The 23,523-nt window shown below is 56.2% G+C and carries 20 protein-coding genes and 1 pseudogene; 13 read left to right on the forward strand and 8 right to left on the reverse strand.

What is annotated here, in order from left to right; genetic code table 11:
* The first annotated feature begins 75 nt into the window (after positions 1-75).
* The 8 genes from RQP54_RS07430 (at position 76) to RQP54_RS07465 (ending at position 10,159) form a co-directional block, all read left to right on the forward strand.
* Positions 76-786 (forward strand): ABC transporter permease, encoded by a 711-nt coding sequence (locus tag RQP54_RS07430; RefSeq protein ID WP_315677548.1) that lies wholly within the window; start codon positions 76-78, stop codon positions 784-786.
* Positions 787-913: 127 nt separating this feature from the next.
* Positions 914-1,636, forward strand: a complete 723-nt coding sequence (locus RQP54_RS07435; protein WP_409997532.1) for an ATP-binding cassette domain-containing protein — start codon at positions 914-916, stop codon at positions 1,634-1,636.
* A 56-nt stretch (positions 1,637-1,692) separates the two neighbouring features.
* Positions 1,693-2,481: a substrate-binding domain-containing protein gene (locus tag RQP54_RS07440; RefSeq protein WP_315677549.1), complete on the forward strand. Its 789-nt coding sequence runs from the start codon at positions 1,693-1,695 to the stop codon at positions 2,479-2,481.
* A 45-nt stretch (positions 2,482-2,526) separates the two neighbouring features.
* A complete protein-coding gene (locus tag RQP54_RS07445; RefSeq protein ID WP_315677550.1) occupies positions 2,527-3,282 on the forward strand; it encodes a molybdopterin-synthase adenylyltransferase MoeB in 756 nt (251 codons plus the stop codon).
* A 400-nt stretch (positions 3,283-3,682) separates the two neighbouring features.
* Positions 3,683-4,660 carry an ABC transporter substrate-binding protein gene (locus tag RQP54_RS07450; RefSeq protein ID WP_315677551.1) on the forward strand — a complete coding sequence of 326 codons (978 nt, stop codon included), beginning with the start codon at positions 3,683-3,685 and terminating at the stop codon, positions 4,658-4,660.
* Complete coding sequence (locus RQP54_RS07455) at positions 4,657-8,547, forward strand: response regulator (protein ID WP_315677552.1); 3,891 nt, start codon at positions 4,657-4,659, stop codon at positions 8,545-8,547. The genes RQP54_RS07450 and RQP54_RS07455 overlap by 4 nt, the downstream gene beginning before the upstream one ends.
* 24 nt (positions 8,548-8,571) lie before the next feature.
* On the forward strand, positions 8,572-9,009 hold the full coding sequence (locus RQP54_RS07460; protein ID WP_315677553.1) for a response regulator: 438 nt from the start codon (positions 8,572-8,574) through the stop codon (positions 9,007-9,009).
* A gap of 1 nt (position 9,010) precedes the next feature.
* The gene (locus RQP54_RS07465) at positions 9,011-10,159 is read left to right on the forward strand and encodes a two-component system response regulator (RefSeq protein WP_315677554.1); all 1,149 of its coding nucleotides are present in this window, start codon (positions 9,011-9,013) and stop codon (positions 10,157-10,159) included.
* 104 nt (positions 10,160-10,263) lie between these two features.
* On the opposite strand, the gene RQP54_RS07470 is transcribed toward RQP54_RS07465, so the two are convergent.
* The 6 genes from RQP54_RS07470 to RQP54_RS07495 all read right to left on the reverse strand — a co-directional run bounded on the left by RQP54_RS07470 (position 10,264) and on the right by RQP54_RS07495 (position 14,449).
* The gene (locus RQP54_RS07470) at positions 10,264-10,527 is read right to left on the reverse strand and encodes a helix-turn-helix transcriptional regulator (protein ID WP_315677555.1); all 264 of its coding nucleotides are present in this window, start codon (positions 10,525-10,527) and stop codon (positions 10,264-10,266) included.
* Between the two features lie 204 nt (positions 10,528-10,731).
* Complete coding sequence (locus tag RQP54_RS07475) at positions 10,732-11,355, reverse strand: tyrosine-type recombinase/integrase (protein ID WP_315677556.1); 624 nt, start codon at positions 11,353-11,355, stop codon at positions 10,732-10,734.
* Between the two features lie 261 nt (positions 11,356-11,616).
* The gene (locus tag RQP54_RS07480; RefSeq protein WP_315677557.1) at positions 11,617-12,270 is read right to left on the reverse strand and encodes a hypothetical protein; all 654 of its coding nucleotides are present in this window, start codon (positions 12,268-12,270) and stop codon (positions 11,617-11,619) included.
* Positions 12,271-12,500: 230 nt separating this feature from the next.
* Entirely contained in the window at positions 12,501-12,677 is a 177-nt protein-coding gene (locus RQP54_RS07485) for a hypothetical protein (protein WP_315677558.1), read from the reverse strand.
* Positions 12,678-12,813: 136 nt separating this feature from the next.
* Positions 12,814-13,674, reverse strand: coding sequence for a hypothetical protein (locus tag RQP54_RS07490; protein WP_315677559.1), 861 nt, complete (start codon positions 13,672-13,674; stop codon positions 12,814-12,816).
* Positions 13,667-14,449, reverse strand: coding sequence for an NAD-dependent deacylase (locus RQP54_RS07495; RefSeq protein WP_315677560.1), 783 nt, complete (start codon positions 14,447-14,449; stop codon positions 13,667-13,669). Before RQP54_RS07495 ends, RQP54_RS07490 begins: the two co-directional genes overlap by 8 nt.
* A gap of 712 nt (positions 14,450-15,161) precedes the next feature.
* Between RQP54_RS07495 and RQP54_RS07500 the strand changes: the two genes are divergently transcribed.
* From RQP54_RS07500 to RQP54_RS07510, 3 genes and pseudogenes are all read left to right on the forward strand, one after another.
* Positions 15,162-15,836 carry a hypothetical protein gene (locus RQP54_RS07500; RefSeq protein ID WP_315677561.1) on the forward strand — a complete coding sequence of 225 codons (675 nt, stop codon included), beginning with the start codon at positions 15,162-15,164 and terminating at the stop codon, positions 15,834-15,836.
* A 24-nt stretch (positions 15,837-15,860) separates the two neighbouring features.
* The gene (locus tag RQP54_RS07505; RefSeq protein ID WP_315677562.1) at positions 15,861-16,169 is read left to right on the forward strand and encodes a hypothetical protein; all 309 of its coding nucleotides are present in this window, start codon (positions 15,861-15,863) and stop codon (positions 16,167-16,169) included.
* A gap of 90 nt (positions 16,170-16,259) precedes the next feature.
* Positions 16,260-17,135: pseudogene (locus tag RQP54_RS07510) on the forward strand (SIR2 family NAD-dependent protein deacylase).
* Here RQP54_RS07510 and RQP54_RS07515 read toward each other — a convergent pair.
* Positions 17,111-18,031, reverse strand: a complete 921-nt coding sequence (locus RQP54_RS07515) for a DUF6745 domain-containing protein (RefSeq protein WP_315677563.1) — start codon at positions 18,029-18,031, stop codon at positions 17,111-17,113. The pseudogene RQP54_RS07510 and the gene RQP54_RS07515 overlap by 25 nt on opposite strands.
* A gap of 1,117 nt (positions 18,032-19,148) precedes the next feature.
* Here RQP54_RS07515 and RQP54_RS07520 point away from each other — a divergent pair.
* The gene (locus RQP54_RS07520; protein ID WP_315677564.1) at positions 19,149-19,838 is read left to right on the forward strand and encodes a hypothetical protein; all 690 of its coding nucleotides are present in this window, start codon (positions 19,149-19,151) and stop codon (positions 19,836-19,838) included.
* Between the two features lie 31 nt (positions 19,839-19,869).
* Here RQP54_RS07520 and RQP54_RS07525 read toward each other — a convergent pair whose 3' ends face one another.
* Positions 19,870-20,883: a WYL domain-containing protein gene (locus RQP54_RS07525; RefSeq protein WP_315677565.1), complete on the reverse strand. Its 1,014-nt coding sequence runs from the start codon at positions 20,881-20,883 to the stop codon at positions 19,870-19,872.
* 446 nt (positions 20,884-21,329) lie between these two features.
* Here RQP54_RS07525 and RQP54_RS07530 point away from each other — a divergent pair, with 446 nt between their 5' ends.
* Positions 21,330-23,429, forward strand: a complete 2,100-nt coding sequence (locus RQP54_RS07530) for an ATP-binding protein (protein ID WP_315677566.1) — start codon at positions 21,330-21,332, stop codon at positions 23,427-23,429.
* The last annotated feature ends 94 nt before the right edge of the window (positions 23,430-23,523 follow it).

The raw sequence follows: 23,523 nt of genomic DNA on the forward strand, positions 1-23,523 counted from the left end.
CGTTTTCGGGGTCTGCACCTACGATAACCCAAACCCCCGCCCAGCACGGCGGGGCCACCGAGTTCCGCTTCCTGCATGACGAGTTTTGCCGAGAGTTTTTCCACCGCGGTCGACCTGATCCGCGCGCCCGACCCGCAGCTGTGGTCCATCGTCGCACGCTCGCTGTGGGTGAGCGCCAGCGCCTGCGTGCTGGCCAGTGGTCTGGGCATCGTGCTGGGCGCAGCCCTGGGCGCCACGCGCTTTGCCGGGCGCCAGGCGGTGCTGGCCCTGCTCAACACCTTTCTGGCCGTGCCCTCGGTGGTGGTGGGGCTGGTGGTGTACCTGCTGCTGTCGCGCAGCGGGCCGCTGGGGCACCTGGGCTGGCTGTTCTCGCTCAAGGCCATGGTGCTGGCCCAGGCCGTGCTGGTGCTGCCCGTGGTCACCGCGCTGACCCGGCAGGTGGTGGAAGACGCCTTCGAGCGCAACGGCGAACAACTGCGCTCCCTGGGTGCGGGCAGCCTGCTCACCGGCACGCTGCTGGCATGGGACGAGCGCGTGGCCTTGCTCACCGTGCTGCTGGCAGCCTTTGGCCGCGCCATTGCCGAGGTCGGGGCAGTGATGGTGGTGGGCGGCAACATCGAAGGCTTCACGCGGGTCATGACCACGGCCATCGCGCTGGAAACCAGCAAGGGCGACCTGCCGCTGGCCCTGGGCCTGGGCCTGGTGCTGCTGGCCGTGGTGCTGGTGCTCAATGCCTTGGTCAGTGTGCTGCGCCGGGCGCTGCTGCAGCTGGAGTTGGCCGTATGAGCGTGCGCCGGGCCGTTCCCAAGCACGCTCGCACCGCAGTGCGTAGCACGGAGGTGGAAGTCATGCCCATGCGCCGGGCCGTTCCCAAGCACGCTCGCACTGCAGCGCGCAGCGCGGAGGTTTACGCGTGAGCCCGGTGCTCTATGCGCTGCAAGACGCCTCGTTGACCTACGGCCGGGGGCGCAACAAGGTGCTGGCGCTGCAAGGCGTGAGCCTGCGCATTGCGCCAGGCGAGCGTGTGGCCCTGGTGGGGGCAAACGGCTGCGGCAAGAGCAGCCTGCTGCGCCTGCTGCATGGGCTGCTGGCGCCCAGCACCGGTACGGTAGAGCGTGCCGTTTACCTGCGCCAGGCCATGCTGTTCCAGCGTCCCTTCGTGCTGCGCATGTCGGTGCTGCGCAACCTGCAGCTGGCGTTGTGGATTGCCGGGCAGCCCTGGGGCCAGACCCGAGCGCTGGCCCAGGCTGCCTTGCAGCGGGTGGGGTTGGCCGACCTGGCCGGGCGCAACGCCCGCCACCTCTCGGGCGGGCAGCAGCAGCGCGTGGCGCTGGCACGCGCCTGGGCGCTGGAGCCGCAGGTGCTGCTGCTGGACGAGCCCACCGCCAGCCTGGACCCACATGCCAAGCGTGAAGTGGAAGCCTTGGTGGAGGAGTTTGCCCACCAGTCGCCCACCGCCGCGCTGGTGTTCGCCAGCCACAACCTGGGCCAGGTCAAGCGCCTGGCCAGCCGTGTCGTCTTTCTGCAGCAGGGCTGCGTGCTGGCCGACCTGCCGGTGGCCGAATTCTTTGACCGCGAACAGGTGGCGCGCCACCACCCCAGCCTGGACGCTTTTTTGCGAGGAGAAGCCCAGTGAGCCGAGTTTCAAGGTGTTTTTGGCCTCTGGCCCGCGTAAACATTGCGCAGACAGCTATGAAAGTCATAGCGACTGTGAGCCTGCTGGGCACCGGCTTGTTGGCCCAGGCGCAGGGCATTGTGGTGGCGTCCACCACCTCCACCGAACAGTCGGGCCTGTTTGCCCACCTGCTCCCGGCCTTCCAGCAGGCCACCGGCATCGCAGTGAAGGTGGTGGCCCTGGGCACCGGCCAGGCGCTGGACATGGGGCGGCGCGGCGACGCCGATGTGCTGTTCGTGCACGACCAGGAGGCCGAGGAAAAGCTGGTGGCCGAGGGCTTTGCCGTGCGCCGCTACCCGGTCATGTACAACGACTTCATCCTCGTGGGGGCGGCCAATGACCCGGCCAAGACCAAGGGCGGCGACATCGTGCAGGCCTTGCGCAAGGTGGCCGCGGGCAACGCCGAATTCATCTCGCGCGGCGACAAAAGCGGCACCCATGCGGCCGAATTGCGCTTCTGGAAGCTGGCCGACACGGCCGTGCCCTATGGCGCGGCCTACAAGGCCTGTGGCTGCGGCATGGGCCCGGCGCTGAACATGGCCGCCAGCACCGGCGCCTACGTGCTGGCCGACCGCGGAACCTGGCTCAACTTCAAAAACCGCGCCGACCTGCGCGTGCTGGTGGAAGGGGACAAGCGCCTCTTCAACCAGTACGGCGTCATGCTGGTGAACCCGGCCAGGCATCCGCACGTGAAAGTGGCCGAGGGCCAGAAGTTCATCGACTGGCTGGTGTCGCCCGCCGGGCAGGCCGTGATTGCGGCCTACCGGATCGGCGGCGAGCAGCTGTTTTTCCCCAACGCGCGTTGATGCAGGCCAAGAAGCGCACCACTGCTTTGGCGTAGAGTGCGGGGCATGGACGACCACCAGCTACTGCGCTACTCGCGCCACATCCTGCTCGACGACATCGGCATCGAAGGCCAGCAGCGCATCGCCGACGCGCACGCGCTGGTCATCGGCGCTGGCGGCCTCGGTTCCCCGGCGGCCATGTACCTGGCCGTGGCCGGTGTCGGTACGCTCACGCTGGTGGATCACGACACCGTGGACCTGACCAACCTGCAACGCCAGATCGCCCACACCACCGAGCGCGTGGGCATGCTCAAGGTCGAATCCGCGGCGCAGACCCTGCAGGCGCTGAACCCCGAGGTGAAGGTCCACACCCACGCCCTGCGCGCCACGCCCGAGTGGCTGGACGCGGCCGTGGCCCAGGCCGACGTGGTGCTGGACTGCTGCGACAACTTCGCCACCCGCCACGCCGTCAACGCGGCCTGCGTTCGCCATAAAAAACCGCTGGTGTCAGGCGCCGCCATCCAGTTCGACGGCCAGATCAGCGTCTACGACCCCCGCGTGCCCGAGTCCCCCTGCTACGCCTGCGTGTTCCCGCCCGAAGCCGGTTTCACCGAAGCGCGCTGCGCCACCATGGGCGTGTTCGCCCCCTTGGTGGGCATTATCGGCAGCATGCAGGCCGCCGAGGCCCTGAAGCTATTGAGCGGCGCGGGCCAACCCCTGGTGGGACGCCTGCTGATGCTCGATGGCCGCCGCATGGAGTGGAGCGAAGTACGCATGCCGCGCAGTGCCGGGTGTACGGTGTGTGGGGGTGGGAAAGCGTGATTTTGGAGGGATGCTTTGCAGCGGTTGCTGCCGTTCACTGACGCGCCTCCACTGCCCGGTGACCATCGCTAAGCGGTCATTTGCTGAGCATGTGCTTTGTTCAATCGGACGGCGGGTATCTGACGGTTTACTGCCGTTCGCACTACGCAAAAGCAGGTTGATGCCATCAAAGTCCGGTTCGGGCAGCCGGGAATAGGTGCTACCGACCCAAAGGGGCCTTAGTAATCATAGGTTTCAGTACCCTCAAGCTGACATCTTCAATACACATGAATAACGACAGCGGTGAACTGAATTTTGGAGGTTGAAATCGGCGCCTACTCAAGCCTTTTGCAAACATGACGCTTTGGTGTATCGTGCTTGAGCAGCATTAGCACTAGAAGGCGAACGTGTGGAACCAATTTTGTCTGGCAAGAACAGTGGGGCGCTGCTAAAACGCCGTACGGTGATCAACATTGCCGGCGCTTCGATGCTGGTCGGCTGCTCTCCCCCACTCCCGCCGGTGCGGGTTGGCACCATTGTGTTCCCCGGCTACGAGTTAGTGTTTCTGGCACGCGCAATGGGCTGGCTCAGCCCCGATCTGGTGCGGCTGATTGAATTGCAGAACAGCAGTGATTCGGTCCGTGCCCTGGCGGCTGGCAAGTTGGAAGCGGCGCTGCTGACCCTTGACGAGATGATGTCGGCCCGCGCCGGTGGCGTGGATCTGCGGGCTGTCCTGGTGCTGGATACCTCGGATGGTGCCGACCAGGTGCTGGCACGGCCGGGGGTTTCGCTGTCCAGCCTGGCCGGACGCAAGATTGCGGCCGAGAACAACTCGGTCGGCGCGCTCGTGATGGCCTCCCTGCTCGAGAAAGCGGGGCTTCGCGCCGATCAGGTGGTGAAGGTGCCCATCACCCAGGCGCGGGCTGCTGAGGTGTACCAAAAAGGGCTGGCTGACGTGGTGGTGACTGCGGAGCCGTGGGCCGGTCAAATCAAGGCAAAGGGCGGGCGCACCATATTTGACAGCAGCGCGTTCCCCGACCGCATCGTGGATGTACTGGCGGTCCGTGCGGATGTACTCACGACCCACCATGACGCGCTTCAGCATCTGGTGGACATGCAACTCAAAGCCCTGAACCTTTTGCACGAACGTCCCGCCGAGGCCGCCATCCATGTGGCGCCCCGCCTGCAATTGGAGCCGGCACAGGTGGCGGCCGCGTTTGACGGGCTGAAGCTCCCAGACGCCGCGCAAAATCGCGCCATGCTCCAGCCAGACGGCACACTGGCAAAGAACCTGCCCTTGCTGCAATCCATTTTGCTGGGCGCAAAGTTGCTGAGCAAGCCGGTGGACACCGCAACCCTGCTTGATGACCGCTTCGTGCGCGCGGGAGGCAGCACATGAGGAAGTATCTGAACCTGCGCTTCGGTCTGCCCGCAGGCATTTTTCTGGTGTTTCTCGTGTTGTCGGTGCTTTCGTATGCCTACAACTTGCGCGGCGGGGAAAAACATACCCTCGACACTGCCATTTCCGATGCCTTGTCTCAGTCGGAACGTCTGGCACGCACCGCACAGACCGAGCTGACACGCAACAAGGCCCAGCTGGACAGCGATCTGGGCGTCGAATCGACTGATCTGCGCATAGCGGCATTGGCGGTGGTGGCCGACGATGGCGCGATTCAGGCGACCCACCGGCTGGACTGGACTGGCAAGAACATTGTGCAAATGGTCCCCGGATTTGACCTGCAGCGACTGAAAACTGTCACCAGCGGGCGCCTGCCCGATGTCCAGGTGCTTGACGGATCGCCCCGTCGTCTGCGGGTATTGAGCCCCTTCGTGGAGGCGGGAACGAAGTCGCAAATCCGGTCGCTGGTGAGTGGCGCGGTTTTTCTGGAATACAACCTCGCGCTGGAAGATGCGCAAAGCCGCTGGGACGCGCAGAAGCGTTGGATGGCCGAGGCCGCGTTCGCGTTATTGACGGCAGGTTTGCTCTCGTTGATTCTGTACCGGCGGGTTGCGCGTCCGTTGCTGCGTATTGAGGGTGCCAGCATGCGCCTGAGCGAAAACCCGGAGGCGGGCGTTTCGGTTCCTGTTTCGGGGCCGTTTGAACTGCGCCAGCTGGCGATGGCATTCAACGCCATGGCTGAAAAGGTTGTGACAGCCCGGCGGGACATTGCATGGGAATCTGCCAAACTGCAGGCCATCGTCGGATCGGCGATGGACGCCATCATCACGGTGGACCGGCGCCAAAGGGTCACCATGATCAACGAGGCGGCCCTGGAGCTTTTTGGCTATACGAAGGAACAAGCCATCGGCCTGCCCCTGGAGACTTTTTTGCCCGAAAGGTTCCGCGCCACGCATGCGGCCAAAGTGGAAAAGTTCGGGCACGAAAGAGTCCTGCACCGGGGCATGGGGCAGCGGGGAACGTTCTGGGCGCTGCGCTCCAACGGCCAGGAGTTTCCCATCCGTGCGTCCATTTCCCACTTGCAGGTGAACGGTGAAGAACTGTTCACGGCGATTCTTCAGGACGTGACCAAGGAAGTGGAAGCCGAAGATGCCATCCGGCAGCTCACCACGAATCTGGAGCAGCTGGTGGAGCAGCGCACCGCCAAACTCACAGAGGTGACCCGATCGCTGGAGCTTCAGCAGCAGGAGCTCTCCGCAGCCCGCGACGATCTGCAAACCATTTTTGATGCGGCAGCCGTGGGCATTGTTCTTGCCAAAGACCGGGTGCTGATCCGCTGCAATTCCAAGGCCGTGACCATGCTGGGCTATGCATCTGCCGACGAACTCCATGGCCAGTCTGCCCGCATCATGTACCCGAGCGATGAAGAATTTGTGCGCCAGGGTGAGGCCATGTACGGTCAGCTGTCACGGACTGGCAACTCGTTCACGGAACACCCCATGGTGCGCAAGGATGGCTCCAGCTTTTGGGTGAGCGTGAATGCCAGGCTGCTGACAGACGGACCCATGCGCGGCGTGACGATTGCGTTTCTGGAAGATGTCAGCCTGAAGCACGCCGCCAGCGATGCGCTGGAACAAGCCAAAGCGGCCGCCGAGGCTGCAACCCGCAGCAAGAGCGACTTCCTGGCTAATATGAGCCACGAAATCCGCACCCCCATGAACGCCATCATCGGCATGAGCCACCTGGCGCTGAAAACCAACCTGGACAAGAAGCAGCGCAGCTACATCGAGAAGGTGCACCGCTCGGCGGAGAGTCTGCTGGGCATCATCAACGACATTCTGGATTTCTCCAAAATTGAAGCCGGCAAGATGAACCTCGAGTCGGTGGACTTCAATCTGGACGATGTGATGGACAACCTGGCCAATCTGGTGGGCATCAAGACGGAAGAGAAAGGCTTGGAGCTGCTGTTCAACATGTCTCCGGACCTCCCTACCAGCCTAGTCGGGGACCCGCTGCGCCTGGGGCAGGTGCTCATCAACCTGGGTAATAACGCTGCCAAGTTCACCGAACAGGGCGAAATCATCATTGGAATTGACAAGGTGCCAGACACCGGCGAGGGAGTGCTGCTGCATTTTTGGGTGCGCGACTCTGGCATTGGCATGACGCACGAGCAGTGCGCCAGGCTGTTTCAGAGCTTTAGCCAGGCCGATGCCTCCACCACGCGCAAGTACGGTGGTACGGGCCTAGGGCTGGCCATCTCCAAGAGCCTGGTGGAAGCCATGCACGGCAGGATCTGGGTGGAAAGTGTTGCGGGGCAAGGCTCCACCTTTCATTTTGAGGCCCGCTTCGGGGTGCAGGCCTCCCCGCAAGTGCGGCGGATGCTCCGCGCCGAAGAGCTGGCCGGCGTGCGGGCGCTGGTGGTGGACGACAACGCAGCCGCCCGCACCATTCTGTGCGACATGGTGCAGGCTTTCGGGCTGCATGTCGATTCAACCGCTGATGCCCCTTCGGGCTTGCAAATGCTTTCGCAGGCTGACCACGAGGGGCTGCCCTATGAGCTGGTGCTTATGGACTGGAAAATGCCGGGAATGGACGGAGTGGAGGCCATGCGACAGCTGCGCGGGCAGCAGTTCCGTCAGATGCCCGCCATAGTGATGGTTACTTCTTACGGCCGTGAAGAGGCCATGATCAGTGCGGGGGAGCGAGGCGTACCGCTGCAAATCATCGTCACCAAACCGGTCACCCCCTCGAACCTGCTGGAGGCGATTGGGGAGGCGCTGGGACGGGGTATGGATGTCATCACCCACAGTGAGGTGCGTGCGGAAGACTTTGCCGGTGCCGTGGAAATGCTCAAGGGCGCACGCATGTTGCTGGTGGAAGACAACGACATGAACCAGGAATTGGCGGTAGAGCTGCTGACCTCGGCCGGTATCGAGGTGGTGGTGGCCCATCATGGACAGGAAGCACTCGACATTCTGGCCCGCGACACGGCCTTTGACGGTGTGCTGATGGACTGCCAGATGCCGGTGATGGACGGATACAACGCGACCCGCGAGATTCGCAAGAATCCTGCCCTCCAGAAGCTGCCCATTATCGCGATGACCGCCAACGCGATGGCCGGCGACAAGGAGAAAGTACTGGAAGCCGGCATGTGGGACCATATTGCCAAGCCGCTCAATGTGGAAGTGATGTTCAACACCATTGCCAAATGGATGCATCCGGCAGGTACTACGCATCTCGCATCCACTGCTATCAAGTCGGTAGCAGACGACGCAACAGGCACCGTCGCTGACGATCTTTTTTATCAGTTGTCGAGCGCCGGCGTCGATGTCCGTTTTGGCTTGAAGACTGCATTGAACAAGAAGGCGCTGTATCTGCGGATGCTGCGCAAGTTCCGCGACGGACAGCATGATTTTTCTGCCAAGTTTGCTCGTGCCCGACAGGATACCGATGCCGCCGCAGCACAACGCTGCGCCCATACGTTGCGGGGTACTGCAGGGACGATTGGCGCGAAGCCGTTACAGGAAGCTGCAGAGCAACTGGAGCTTGCCTGCACTCAGGCAGCATCTGGAGGGCAGGTTGATGAGTTGCTGCAGAAGGTACTGCGGGCTCTGGAGCCTGTGATGCGGGCCCTGCAGGCGTTGCCCGACGAAGGCGAGAGTACTTGCGAGCAGCCCGCCGTGTCGGTGGACGCCGAACAGGTCGCCGCTGTGCGCGCACGCCTCATGGCGCTGCTGGAGCGGGGCGATTCGACCGCGATGGACCTGTGCGAGCAGCATGCCGATCTTTTAAGCGCTGCCTACCCCACACACTGGAAAAAAATCATTGGCAGCCTCAACGCCTTTGACTTTGAAGCCGCCCTGGCGCTGATTCAGGCGTCGACGTGAATACCACTAAATGAAGGCCTGCCCATGACCGAAAATTCTCAATCCGCCTCCTTCCCTCTTGCACAGGCCCCTACTGCACTGGTGGTAGACGACGACGAACTTACGCAGGAGCTGCTGCGCGAAATGCTTCACGATCTGGGGTGTGAAGCGGTGCACACGGCCCTGGATGGCCGGCAAGCCTTGAAGATGCTTTCCGAGTGTCGGACCCTGCCCAGCCTACTGCTTTGCGACATCTACATGCCAGAAATGGATGGGTTCGAATTCCTCGAACGACTGACTGCGCTGGGTTTTGCGGGCGGACTGGTTCTGATGACGGGGGGAGATCCAGCCATGCTATCGGTGGCCAAGGACATTGCGGCATCGAAACGAATGAACGTCGTCGGTACTTTTCTGAAGCCTGTTTCTGTCCAGCAACTGGCCACTGTATTGGCTGCGATACCCGCTGTTACGGAGGCCCGCTAGCATGGATGCGGTTGTACCCACGCTGAACAAGCCCACCATTTTGGTGGTTGACGATACCCCCGACAATCTCTCGCTGATGCGCGAGTTGCTGAAGACGGACTACCAGGTTCTGCTGGCAAACGGCGGTGAGCGCGCATTGAAGCTCGCTGCCATGGTGCCGCCCCCTGACCTGATCTTGCTTGACATCATGATGCCGGGCATGGATGGCTACGAAGTGTGTCAGCGCCTCAAGCACAACCCGCAAACGCGGGACATTCCGGTGGTTTTCCTGACTGCCAAGACCGATATCGACGATGAACAGCATGGTCTGGAATTGGGCGCGGTGGACTACATCACCAAACCGATCAGTCCGCCCATCGTGTTGGCGCGGGTAAAGAACCATCTGGCCCTGAAGGCGCATACGGATTTCCTGCGGGACAAGAGTGACTTCCTGGAAACGGAGGTCGCCAAGCGGACGCGGGAGGTTGTGGCCATTCAGGATGTCACCATTCTGGCGATGGCCTCCCTTGCAGAGACGCGGGATTCGGATACGGGCAACCACATCCGCCGGACCCAGTTTTATGTCAAGGCACTGGCCGAGCACCTGCGCACGCACCCGCGCTTTGCCAATGTACTGAGCGACAGCTACATCGAGATGCTGTTCAAGTCTGCACCCTTGCATGACATCGGAAAAGTTGGCATCCCTGACCGCATTCTTCTCAAACCCGGCCGGTTTGAACCCGCCGAGTTCGAGATCATGAAGACCCACACCACGCTGGGCCGCGACGCAATTGAGCATGCGGAAAGGCAGTTGGGCATGTCGGTGGACTTTCTTTCCGTGGCAAAGGAAATTGCCTTGTCGCACCAGGAGAAATGGGACGGTTCCGGGTATCCGCAAGGCCTTGCGGGAGATGCCATCCCCCTGTCGGCGCGCCTGATGGCGGTCGCTGACGTCTACGACGCCCTGATCAGCCGCCGTGTATACAAAGAGGGCATGCCGCACGAAAAGGCGGTGGCGATCGTCCAAGAGGGCAGGGGAAGCCACTTTGACCCCGACATTACGGATGCCTTCTTGGCGTTGCAAGACGAGTTTCGCAGCATCGCGGCGCGCTTCGCCGACACGGACCAGGACATGGTGGAGAAGAAAGTGCAGCTTGAGCGGTTTTCTTAATTGACGCCAGTGAATTGAATGTCAAAAAGCAGACGGTCGTCAAAGGCAGCAACTGGCCCGATGCCGACTGATCGTTCAATCAATAAGGATGGTCGGCAGGAACATCAGTTGTTCTTCTTGCTAACCAGTTCATAGTCTGGATGCTGACCCGTCAGTAAGAGAAACATGGCGAAGACGGGCCCCTGCATTTGTCGTTCGTCTGTTGGACTTTCCAGAGCTTGCCAGGTTCGCGATTGAACGCCGCCCCGGCTTCCAACCTGAATGGGAACGCCTATCAGCTCGGCTGCTTGGGCCTGGCTAAGCCCAGCAGCCAAGCGCGCATTCTTCAGTGCCTCGCCAGTAGGTGCTGGCATTTGCAATTTGATCATCTGGCTAACTAGTCAAGTTTGGGAAGCTTGCTATGGAACGGCGGGCACACAGCAAGTGCCAGATCCACAGGTCAGTCCATATTTTCCCTTATCGGTTTCTATGCAAGGTGTTGGCCAGTAGCACTTTTTCATCGGCCTTCCAGGCTGTAGTCGTTCGGATCCGCCGCTCCCCGAGTAGGGCGGCGCGGCAGATCCTCCGGATGATCAAATCTCTGTCTGCTCCGATATCTCAAGAGCATCGTCCACCTCAATGCCAAGATATCGAACCGTTGACTCCAATTTCGAATGGCCTAGGAGCAACTGAACGGCACGAAGGTTCTTGGTGCGCCTGTAGATCAGCGTAGCCTTTGTTCTGCGTAATGAATGCGTTCCGTATTCCGCAGGGTCGAGCCCCAATTCATTGACCCAGTGACCAAGGATTCGCGCGTACTGGCGAGTGCCAAGATGCGGAGAGTCGTGTAGTCGACTTGGAAAAAGGAAATCGTCGGACTTTAGCTTCGCCTGTTTGATCCACGCTTGCAGGGCATCTCGTGTGACCTGGGTTATCTCAAACTGAACAGGGCGTTTAGTCTTTTGCTGCATCACGATGGCGCGCGTCGCCAGTTGATCGCCATGACACACGTCGCGCACCTTGAGCGCTACTAGGTCGCAGCCTCGAAGCTTGCTGTCGATGCCTAGATTGAAAAGAGCCAGTTCTCGCACGCGCCCTTCCATTTGAAGTCGAACGCGGAGTGCCCAAATGTCCTTGAGCTTGAATGGTGCCTTCTGTCCGACTATCTTGCCCTTGTTCCATGGCTCGCGGTGAACTGAATTGGCAACGGTTTCCATGATGGTCTCCTAACGAGTTGAGGGACCATCAAGCTTGCGCAATAGAAGCCTCAACGGAAAGGGGCGCCGCGTTTACTTCATGAAATCCCTCGCCGTCAGCTTTTTGGGCGTAGCACTGGTTTCACGCATTGGGCCAGCTGCCGTCGCTCAGAAGTGACGGCTTTCTAGTAATGACTCTATTAACTTGCAATGTCGACTGGTTGTCGTCAATGGGGGATAGCGGCCAGGATTGCACCCGCATTGGGTTTCCCATCGCTTTGTCTAAAAGTCCCCGAGGTGAATTTCCACACTGCTTGAAAGCCCCAGAGCAGCACGTACTTTTTCAGTGGCATGCTCACTTTTGTGAGTTTCCCATAGTGGGACGTATTTCAAATCGTGGTCGTCTCTTTGGTAGATGTCGAAGACAACGGTGCGCGTTCCATCGTGTGCCACATAGTCATTGCCCATCATGAAGAGGGTTTTCGTGGCTTCCATCACTTCAGGGAAGCGTTGGCATACAACCCACCAGTCGTCAAAACATGCTCTTCCGGGAAATTCTGGATTATGTGTTGCATCGGAGTAGCGTCCGCGCAGCCAGTACAGACCTTTTGAGCACAACAGCCAACGATATTGCGTGCCATTTGGGGGGCGGCCTTGTGTAACTTCAATGCGATCACACTTGTCACGCCACATCTGGTAGGGCCACTGGTAGCACTGCCAGCGATCGTCGATTGACTTGCCATTGGCATCTTCCCATCGTTGGCTGAACCGCTGGACTTCTTCCGTTGTCAATGCCAGCACTTTCATGCAGGGGCCACCACTGATCCAGCCACTGTGTTCACTTGGCCCCAGCGTATGGAGCTCGCGATCTGGAAAATTCGTGGCTAACCAATCGGTCAGCTCCACAGGCAGATTGACCGGTTGATCGTCCTGCATATCTGCAGGACGGAACTCGTAGAAGTCACATTGGCGTATTCGAAACCACTCCTCAGGAGTAGATAAAAGCCTAGGCATGGTTACCTCATGTATGTGGTTGACTTGAAGTACTTATTTTGGGATGTATTGTTAAACCAATGAACAGGTTCCAGTTTCAACCGGTCCGTGTGATGCCGATGCGTATCTAGATGCTCCGTACTTGAGTGCGACAACCATCAGACAAATGGTATTCAAACTTGCATACGCATATGACCAGTCTCCTCATCAATGCTCTGAGACAAAGTTTGCACCAGATCCGCCATCGCCCGAACTCTCGCATCACCGCCTTTGTGATGAATTCGCAGTGATCCAAGCTTGGCTTTAACCTGCGTGACGACGACTGGCATCACCGATACGTCAGCAAACAAGCGTTCGACTTCGATGCAAAAACTATCAATGAGTGGGTACCACCCGTCGCCTCACTCAAAGCCCCAGTGCATCGAACTCTTGTCTGGTGTGGCATGGCGGTCCACAAACATACTGGGATACCGCTGAAACAGTCGGTCATCTAGCTCCTGGCGCATCTTCTTTTACCTTCTTGACGTAAGTCCTTTCAGGAGGGGATTTCCCGTCTTCCCAAACCGAATTTTTGACCCATTCGCCCTTGGAGATGTCGTAATTGAACTGGTACCGCACTACTACATCACACCACACAAAACCTATACGCAAAATCTCCTTGAGCGTAAGGGGCAGTCCACGCGAAATTTCCTCACTGTGCCGTAAGAGCTCATGAAAAATTCGGCCATGCGGCATAGGCTCAAACTCGTATCCATCAGGCCAATCTGAACCCGAAAGCACCCAATGGGGAGAAGCATCTGCTTGCTCCTCAAACAAACGCATTTTTAGTGCTGTCAACATGTCGTCACTGACCTCTCCATGGACAGGATCATCATCCCGGGCGATGAAGCTCAACTCGGCATCCATTTCATAGTCCCATAACGGGTCTTCCTCATTTGCCAAACAGCCATCAAGACTTTTCCCGATTTCTGTTGACCTGTCATCTATGAAGGAGGCAATGTCATTGAGATTTGCGTTGATGTTTTGGAGTTGATGCTGATCACAAGGTGGTAATTCCGTAGTCCGGCCTCGACTGAAGCCTTCATGATTCTTCCAATTCATTTCACTGAAACTATTGCGCATGTTGACTTCCAAATCGCTAAGGGACTGAGCCACGCGCAGCAGTTCGGCAGGCAAATCAATCGGGAAGTGTTTCAGTGAACGTAAGATTTCTAGGGCGTCAGAGTCTTGAGACAGGCTGGATTCAACTCTTTCAAGTTTCTGCTTGAACCAATACAGAGTTTCATTCAGCGACTCCAGTACGTATCGGGTAGGCGGTTTCATGTCTGGTGCGTCCAAATCAGACATGCTGAGATCCTTCGGATATAGCTTGGAGAATCGCAGGTAGAGCCTTCTCGGCCTTCTCTTTCAAGGTGAAGGTGGCCTGGTCATTCAATGCGGTTTCTTGGGGATTGACCTGGACTACACAAATAGGGCGTTTTGCTGCCATAAAAGCCAAATTGGCAGCCGGGTGAACATCCAACGATGTACCTATGCTGAAAAACAGATCGCAGTCGTTTACTGCGGCAACAGCATTGGCAAAATCGGCTTCTGGCAATCCCTCTCCAAACCAAACCACGCCTGGCCGGATCCACCCGCCACACCGGGTGCAACGAGGTTGAGGAGTTGAAGCCACAATCTGCCCCTCGGGCGAGGTCACATTCATAGTGTGCGGATGCGCACATGCTGCACACCTATGTGAGAACAAGCTGCCGTGAAGATGAATTACGCTTTGACTTCCTGCACGCTCATGCAGGTCATCAACGTTCTGCGTAATGACAGTGACTTTGGGCAGCAGTTTCTCGAAATTGGCAATTCCAAGATGACCGTCGTTCGGACTCGCCGCATGGATGGAAAGTCTGCGCAGTTCATACCATTTCCAGACTTCTTCGCGGTTGTTTTTGAAACCGTCCAGGGTGGCGTAAAGACGCCAATTCAATCGGTTCCAAGTGCCGTCTGCTCCATCACGAAATGTTGGAACTCCACTGGCCTTTGAAATTCCTGCACCAGTGAAAAAAACTGCATGGCGTGCATTGCAAATTTTTGTTATCAACCCTGCGGGTAACTTGCGCTCCGTGATCACGCTGACTCCTCTGAATAGATTAATTCTGAAGGTTGTCAGGTTACGATTTTGTACGACGAATTACGTCGCACAAAAGAAGGAAATTGTGACATCAAAACCACTTCCGGATGCCAATGTCCCCATACCTTCCAAGCCCGCGAGCACCCCGTTGCCTTAAAGAATTTGCACGATGGTTTCGTGCAAGTCACAGTCGATTTCTGTCCTCGATTGAATTCCGGAGAATCAGTAACTGGAGGTTCAAACTTGCATTCACTGACCTTCCTGGTTGCTTGCAGGTCTCAATCTCAGAAGGGGGAATTGATATATGGGTGGAATGGGACGATGAAACATTTGATCTCCTAGCGTCCTTTGATGTCTATCCGATCAAGGGGCCTAGCGGAACCGTTGAATGCAAATTGTGTTCACCACGAGAGGCCTACCCCAACCTTCGAGCACTGCTCAAAGACCATGTCTATGAGCCTTTCTTACAGTGGAGTAATGAAAAGCTCCACCCAGCACATGCTCTGGCGCTATACCGAAACAAAGGTTGCACATGGGCAAAGTTGATTCAGCCAGGTGCTGTTGACGATGAGCGTGATTGTCTACATGCACTTGTTCAATTCCCCCGTGTGGTCAGCAGTTCACAAGGCTCCATCGGTCATGCTGAATACGACGAATAACGTCGCATTGACAGCGATCATCTTGCTCATGACGATCAAACAAGGAGCTTGACATGACCGAGATACATGCTTACTCACCCGACGACACGCTTTGCTTCAAACTGCACACGGCTCGCACAGAGGTTCAAGAAACGGTTCAGGTCAGCATACCGGTTACCTTGCTCGTTCAACCCTCTCAGCAGGATCAGAAGGTCTTGGACATCCAAATCCGGGCTGCGCTACAGAACTTCATCGCTGCGGACTGGGTGTTTTCGACCATCCGTCGCGAAGGAGAAACTCTGGGCTATGAGCGGTTGCATCTGTCGGCCAAAGCCCGCGTTTCCCATGCTGAGATCTACAACCTCAAAGAGCGTGCCCGCAGTGCTGGACGCGAGGGCTTGGAGTTGGGTGACCCACGAATCAACTACAAACTTCCATCCACCAAAGTTTCTGAAGTCAACAACGCGATGCGCCTGCAATTGCTGGAAGACGTAATGCAGCAAATTCCGCTACTGAACAAAGCCACCAACAGGGAATGGCGCATTGGAGAAATCTATTTCGGTCAACGCAAGACGGGAAACGAGGAAGGTGTGACGCGCTTCGCAAAAGGGGGTTATCGCGAGGATTCTGATGAAGACGTTGGCTCAGATGTGGGCCTGACTGGTGGAGAGCGTTTTTCCCTGATCGCCGAAGTCACGCTGCGCAGCGTGAAGCCTGCGTCCGATGAGAGGTCTGTCTGCCCCAATTGAAGTCACTTCACAGTAGGCAAACCTATGCAAAAAATCCAACTGAACAAACCGCCCCCATTTCTCACTCACTATCTGCTTCTGCGTCCAGAGTGCTTGGTGCGCATGACCCTCCCTACCCACCTGACGCAGCACGAGGCCGACCGGTTGTCGGACTTCTTGAATGCCTTAGTACTCAGCCAGTCGAGCGATGATGGAGAGGATTGGCCATATGAAATGGACCTTGACCCCGATGGGGACTTGAATGAAGAAGAAATCGACGCAGAGGATGTTGAACTGGAGGAGTCTGAAACTCTGATAGAGGCGCAACGATTCGAGGACAAGACTGGCACCTGAGCTTCTCATCAGGGGGCGGTTGCTGGTGCACGCCATCTTGCCCACTAACAGTGCATAGATGGCGTGTGTATTTCGCTGAATTGGGTATTTATGACTTCAGATTTTCAGTTCCAAATTGATGCTGCAGCACTTGCTATTGCTGACGCCGACGCGCTGGTGATCACCGCTGGCGCAGGAATGGGGGTGGACTCTGGACTGCCGGACTTTCGGGGCAATGCTGGGTTCTGGAAGGCCTATCCAGCGTTGGCACACAGTGGCTTGGAGTTCACCAAAGTGGCGACCCCAACGATGTTTCAGGAAGATCCAACACTGGCCTGGGGCTTTTAGGGGCATCGTCTGAATCTCTACAGAGAAACCCAACCCCATAGGGGATTTTCAATACTCAAGCAGTGGGCGGACTCGAAGCCCATGGGAGCACGCATCTTCACCAGTAACGTCGATGGACAGTTCCAGAAAGCCGGTTGGAATGATGCCCAAATACGTGAGTGCCATGGGTCCATTCACCTACTGCAATGCTTGAACACCTGCACCGAGGAAGAATGGGAAGCTGACGGCTTTAATCCAGTTGTAGACCACGCACATTGCCGCTTGATCAACGAAATACCGAGATGCCGCAATTGCGGTGGTGTTGCTCGACCCGGCATATTGATGTTCAACGACTACGGATGGCTTGGAAATCGAATGGCCTTACAGCGCACGCTGGAGGAAATGTGGCTGGCCAAAATTTTCCGGGCAGGTGCCAAGGTGGTTGTGGTTGAGATCGGGGCCGGAACTGCAATTCCTTCGGTGCGAAATTTTGGGGCACGAATTGTCGAGCAATCGAGTGCTCGTCTGATACGAATCAACGCACGCGAATATGTAGTTCACAAAGAATCGGCCATAGGCATTGGCTTGGGCGCACTTGATGCCCTGAGCAGAATAGAAGCCGCCCGCGAAGCAACTCAAGACTCAAGCACCGGCGCGTAATCGCGCCAGTCTGAAAAAGTCAAAGATCCGTCCGCATTGCGCCAGGTGCTGGCTGTGGCCGCATGCACATTGGTGGCGGCTTCCCCGTCATAGGCCGTCGGATCTATACGCAACAGATACCGTTTGCACGCGCCGTCGGGCTCGGGCGTGCTGTTAAGCAGATCTACATAAATTGTGGGTAAGGCCCGTCCATCCTCATCAAAGTCATCTTCTTCGTCACTTAGCCACAATCTCGCGCTACGCAATCCGGGTTGCACGTGATTTGGACTTGCTTCATCGAGCAGCTTGAATCCACCATCAGCTGCGTAACGTTCAAGACCACCGTAGCGTTCAATCATTACGCTGCGAATTTCGCTATTGGTCTCTTCCTTGATCATTTGGACGGTGATCTGCGATGGTGAGGTGATGACGTTTTTGGGCACAGCAACGCCGTGCCACGCGAATACCTTGCAGCCATCGCCATACCGAATTGCAGGACCATCAGCGCAGTGCAACCGATCAGCTTCGTCCATACACCTTACTTCCGGCAGATCACTAAGAACACAAACTCCATCGAATAACCAAAGCCAGCCGCAGTTCTTTGCGATTTGGTACATCCAATGAGCCTGCTTGGGTTGTGCCAGCGGCAAGCCCGCTACGGCACTTGACGACATCCCACTGCATAGTCCCAGTGCTTCCAATTGGGTGGTGATAGTCCACCCCGACTCACCGAGGTCGTATTGGTAGTGCGCGTGGGCTGTGTGCAGTGAGTCCAGGTTGAACGCGGTGCGTAGATAGGCTCTCTCCAAAAGAGAATTTGCTGCTGCGGGTTGATGCCCTTGTGACTCTACCCGCAGCGTATTTTCATGTCCAACGACATGTGGCCATACTTGGAAATGGATCGCGCCGCGGTACATGGGTCGCGCCAACGGAACAGCGCATGCGTCAAATTGGTGCCCAATTTGCTTGGCCGTCACCTCCCAGGCACGTTGCCATATTTGGCTGCGTACTTCACCGAGTAGTTCCTCCCATCTCAGTAACAACGCCGTGGGGGATGGCATCCGGAAAACATCCCAGAGACAGGTCGCCGCATTTCTCGGCCCTAACGCTTTGACACTGGACAATATATCTGCCACCAAAGCGCCTTGCTCGGGTGAGCTCACCCAAATCGTTACTGGGGGACGTAAACCCTCATTGGAATAGAACTGCTGCACCCCTTCCTCTGCCATTGCACGGCAAGTGAGCGTTGATGCCGATGGTCTTACGTACGTTGATGACATGTGTCTTCAATCCCATACGTTAGAAATGCCAGCGGGCGCGTATTCCACTTGACGAGGAAGTTGATAGATTCCCGGTGGTATCTGTAGGGGCGCATGCTCTTCATGCCGCAATGTAACGATCGAGTGGACTTCCAAAAAGCGATTTCCGCCTGGTCCTACCCACAACCTCGCCTTGACGGGGTAGGAACACGTCAGTCCACTGGGAGCTCCAAATGCAAAGTCTTCATTTGCGGCACTGCCATCCCATAAATCGTAGATGGCGTGAGCATGTCCAGTGGATTCGCCATAGGCAAACACCAACCGCGTTCCATTGGCCGGCTGTTCAATACAACCCACGGGCAGACGTGGGACCTCTTGAAGCAAGACGTCTCCTTGACGGTAGGATTTGGGCAAAGGCATATCTACTCTCCGCAGGATTGATCGCCACGATTTGAACCCACTATCATTCATCTAAATACGACAAGATACGTCGCATAAAATTCATCAATCTATCGTTTGATACTGCCCTCAACTGTCGGACTGAATCAGCATACGCAGAGGTAACTCAGGTATCGACAGATGCTTGTGATATCGTTTCTCAACGATATGGAAAAAAAAAGCTTGTGAAGACAAAGCGTCTAGGCGTATGCGACACTTTACGTCGCAATTTGAGGCACTATTTCCCACCAGCCGAGGGCAGCAAGTCAAACGACTGACTTCGCCCTGCAGTGGCACAATGAATGAACCAAATTCAAGGCAGAAAGACGAGTTAGTAATGAGTAGTGTTCTCGAAAACGACGAAAAGGGGCCCAATGTGTATGGCGATGACGAGGACACAAGTGCGTTCTTGTCGGCTTTTCAAGTTGCATGGAAGAATTGCACCACCGACTACCAAAGCAGGCTCGTAAATTCTGAGCATACATTGCAGTCGGCCTTGTACTTCCACCTTCGAAATGCACTTGATCCCAAGCATTTCGTTCTTTACACGGAGATGGTAGTCAGGCTGGGCGAGGACGACAATGAAACGAAGAATAAGTCGGTAATTGACCTAGTCGTATCCAGACGCTTGGTTGATAGCAATCAACTGGAGGTCATTGGCGCTATCGAGGTGAAATTCACCCCACGAGGATGTCCAGTGAAGCATGCAGTTGAGAAAGACCTGCGTTCTCTCTCTGTGATTAGAAACCGCCGCTCAAGTGAGCACCGCGCAAATCTGAATGTGGAGCGTTTCGCCGGTGATGAGACACAAGTTCTAATCCATCGGGGACGAAAGATGGTTATTGCTGCTCTCATTGATTCCAAGCATAAAGATCGATTCGATCAACACTGCAATGATGGAATAGAGAAGGTTTGGGGTGGGCGTCACCCCAAAAATCTGGTTACAGCAATCGCCTACTCAAATGGTCCAATTGCAACTGATGTTTCCGGCGCGCCAATTGATCGATCACTTACAGAGTCGCTCTGATTCTGAAAGTAGTCCGCTGTAATCGTTTTGGCTATTGCACGCGTTTAACCAACTCTTTGGGCGCAAGCACTTCCACTCGCTTTCCAAACCCACGCAACCACCACTCGAGTTGCAGACTATCCACCACAGTCGCTGTAAATTCCAACTTGTCGCCTAGGTCTTGCACCTGCTGGTCCTTGCTGATTTTGCTCTCGGTTAGAAATTGGCCGCTGAGCTTTTCAATCCGAAACTTCAGCGTAATCTTTTCTCCATTCCCGAACCCAAAGCGTCCATCATCATCGTATCGAGCGAAGTCAAAATCGTTGACCCGCGGATGCTTCAGCTGCGAGTCTTTGGCTGAACGGAACCGATTCAATGCAAGCGCCCGCTCATTGTCATAGCCCTCAAACCTGCAGATCAAGAACAGGCGACTGCCTTGCTGTGCAAGGCCCAGTGGGATGACACGGCTCTGTTTTCTCTCGCCCTTTACATTGGTGTAGTCAACGTCCAGCCAGTGTTCAAAGTACAGCGCTGAACTCACCGCATCCATTACATCGGGTTTGATTTCGGGCGGGAGCAAAGGCATGTTCGGACTGACGACACGAATCTTGTCCAACCATCGCTTTTCCAACTTGGCATCTGCCGCCGGCCCCAAGTTGTATCGAGCCTGACTGAAAACCGAAGACATGGATTTGCTGATGCTTGGCGGCAGCAAGTAACTTAGATACTTCTCCGCCATTGTGAGTAGCAGGGACTCCTGAAGCGTAAGCCCAGGAATCGAGATGCCTTTGGCATCACTCTTCCACTTGTACCCATAGGGCTTGCTGCTGTCGTCTTTTTCGATGGCGAAATTTTCAGCAAGGGCTTCCATTTGCCTCTGTATTGAACGAACGTCACGCTCATAGCCCAAGGCATCCAGTCGCTCCTTGATCTGCGTAGTGGAAATTTTTCCCACCTTGGGAATCATGTCCAGTAGCGCCAAGGTCATCATCAATGTTTCATGGCCACTGGAGCGGCCAAAACTGGTGGGTTCGATCTTTGATTTGGATTTACGTGTTGTAGACATAGGCTCAATAGCTCCTGGGGCGCGATCTGACATTGGGCATGCAAGATCAGTCAACGTTGAATGAGCGGCGCATAGGCATGGAAATCAAGGTTCGCCATCTTTGATCGAATCAGAATTTTTTATCTCTTTGCGACGCGTGCAGTCGCAGCTCGAATGATTATTGATTCAATCCATCTCGGATCCAAGTGCGACGATAAACGATCATTTTTTTGAGACAGCAGCGCTATCGTTGGGAGCAGCTTTCAACACGCCATACCGCAAAGGGCTCCCAACAAAACTGACTCCATTCAGCAGAGAGAAAAGACTGAAGGCATTACTGTCGACTCAAAAAAAGTGAACAACCTGGGATGCGATCTCAAGGGGCATGCCACGAATCGCGACATTGGGATGCGTCACGATGTGTCGCATCAATCGACACAATTGAACGCTGAAACAAGGAGTTCCATATGTCATTCATTCGCACGAAGCGTGGAAGCATCGGCGCTATCGATACAAGGTCGATGGTGCGAGTCTGGTTGGTCAAAATACTCGTCGAGTTGGGCGCGCACAAGGAATTTCTTTCTGACCATTGTTTTTCGAACGACAGCATTGCTAATGCGATTGGCCTAGGCGGCTGGGTGGACTGGACGAGCAACGATCTTGACCGCAAAAAAGTCATGATTCAACTCCGCAAGATACACCGTGAAGTCTTGTCGCATCTCAATGACTACAAAGTGCCGGCGATTCTGAGAGAAAACGTCGAGCGCCTTGCAGAGCTGGCCGGACTCTCCGCCACAGACTGCCGGATACTTGAGTTCGCAGTGCTCATTCGCAATGAACCAGCTTTGGATCAAACCTGTGATCTCCTGGGCATGCTTTCATCACAGAAGGTCTTTCACGCGCTCTCTGTCATCTTGGGTCTTCATGAGGGAGACGTTCGGGCCTCGCTTTCATCGAGTGCGATATTGGCGAAATCTGGTCTGGTGGTGGTTGACCGAACTGGTAGCAGCCATTTGATTAGCAAGCTGGATTTGTTGTCCCATCACTTCGCAGATCTCATTTCGTCCAGCGATGTAGAACCCGAAGGCTTGCTCAAAGACACTGTGTATCGAGGCTTGCCTTCGAATCTCACCATAGCTGACTATGAACATGTTGAGGATTCGCTACATATTCTTCGGCCATTCCTGAAAAAGTCAATGGATACCGGACGCAAGGGGGTCAACATTTATGTGCATGGGGCACCGGGTACAGGTAAAAGTGAACTTGCGCGAACACTCGCGCAAGAGCTGCAATGTGATCTGTTCGAGGTTGCGAGTCAGGATGCAGAAGGTGACCCCGTTAGCGGCGTAAAGCGACTTCGTGCTTATCGTGCTGCGCAGTGCTTTTTCGCACTGCGTCGATCTCTTCTTGTTTTCGATGAAGCCGAAGATGTTTTCAATGATGGTGACGGTTTTATGGGGCGCAAAAGTACAGCCCAGTCCAATAAAGCATGGATCAACCGGATGCTTGAAGAGAATGTGGTCCCAACGATTTGGTTGTCCAACTCGATTCGAGGGATGGATCCTGCCTTCATCCGTCGCTTCGATGTTGTCTTTGAATTGACAGTCCCGCCCAAAAAGCAGCGTGAGCGCATCATTCGCTCTGTTTGCGATGACCTCCTGGACGAAAAGCAAGTGTCTCGGATCGCGGACGCTACAAATCTTGCACCTGCCATTGTTACGCGCGCATCATCAGTTGCGCGTTCAATTCAAACGGAACTTGGGGGGGCAGTTGGGGTTGCCAGCGCTATTCATAAGCTGATCAGCTCCACGTTGCAGGCTCAGGGGCACGGTGCACTGCATACGACCGAAACCAATCGGCTACCGGACATTTATGACCCCAACTTCATTCATGCTGATGCTGACCTGGTGAACGTTGCAACTGGACTTCAGTACAGCAAGTCTGGGCGAATCTGTCTTTATGGCCCACCAGGAACCGGAAAAACTGCATTTGGGCGGTGGTTGGCAGACCAGCTGGGCATGCCCTTGCTGGTGAAGCGCGCCTCCGACTTGATGTCGATGTGGGTTGGTGAGAACGAAAAGAATATTGCCCTCGCCTTCAAACAAGCAGAGGACGACGGCGCATTGCTATTGATCGATGAGGTCGATAGCTTCCTTCAAGACCGGCGCGATGCCAAGGCCAGTTGGGAATCGAGGCTGGTCAATGAAATGCTGACCCAGATGGAGTCTTTCTCGGGGGTGTTCGTGGCTTCCACCAATTTGATGACAGGCTTGGATCAGGCTTCACTTCGCCGGTTTGACCTGAAAGTGAAGTTTGGATTCTTGAAGCCTGATCAAGCCTGTGAAATGCTGGTTCGCCAGTGCGTGCACTTGGGCCTCGAAGCCCCATCTGCGTCTACCCTTGCCCGAACCGCCAGAATGAACATGCTGACGCCGGGAGACTTCGCTGCAGTCGCCCGTCAAAACAGATTCCGGCGGATTGGTTGCGCAAGTGATTTGGTTGATGCATTGGGTGCTGAATGCGCAATCAAGGAAGGCTCGCAGTCATCCATGGGGTTCTTGAACTGACTCACAACAAAGTTGGCTGAAGTATGCTGGCATGTGGTGGTGAGTTGCCCTGTAAATCGGGGAGGCCCATTGTGTTAAGTCCTCCTTGATCGGA

It is taken from the genome of Curvibacter sp. APW13 (assembly GCF_032337135.1).
Lineage (GTDB): Bacteria > Pseudomonadota > Gammaproteobacteria > Burkholderiales > Burkholderiaceae_C > Allorhodoferax.